Genomic DNA, 511 nt, shown 5'->3' with positions numbered 1-511 from the left:
CGCCGACCCCGAGAAAGGGACACCATGAGCGACGAAGACGTCCTCGACGCAGTCCGCGCCCTCACCCCGGCCCTGCGCGAGCGGGCCGCCGAGGCGGAGAGCCTGCGCAAGGTCCCCGAGGCGAGCATCAAGGAGCTTGCGGACACCGGGTTCTTCCGCCTCCTCCAGCCCCGGGCGTACGGCGGACACGCGGCGAACCCCGCGCTCTTCTACACCGCCGTCAAGGAGATCGCCCGCGCCTGCGGCTCCACCGGCTGGGTCGCCTCCGTCGTCGGCGTCCACCCCTGGCACGTCGCCCTCTTCGCCCCCCACGCCCAGGAGGAGGTCTGGGGCCAGGACCCGGACACCCGCATCTGCTCCTCCTACGCCCCCACCGGCAAGGTCACCCCCGTCGACGGCGGCTTCACCCTCAGCGGCCGCTGGCACTTCTCCTCCGGCTGCGACCACACCGACTGGGCCCTGCTCGGCGGACTCGTCACCGACCCCGAGGGCCGGCCCGTGGACATGCGGA

At 73.4% G+C, this 511-nt stretch carries 1 protein-coding gene; it reads left to right on the top strand.

The genetic code is table 11. The annotated features are described in order from the left end of the window. Nucleotides 1-24: 24 nt before the first annotated feature. Nucleotides 25-511 (top strand): acyl-CoA dehydrogenase family protein (locus CTZ28_RS46545; protein WP_183154935.1); only part of this gene is annotated, 487 nt, incomplete at its 3' end.

Origin of the sequence: Streptomyces shenzhenensis, from assembly GCF_003688995.1 — a bacterium.
Classification (GTDB): domain Bacteria; phylum Actinomycetota; class Actinomycetes; order Streptomycetales; family Streptomycetaceae; genus Streptomyces; species Streptomyces shenzhenensis_A.
The sequence above is the reverse complement of the archived record's forward strand: the minus strand, read 5'-3'. Positions and strand labels throughout refer to the sequence as shown.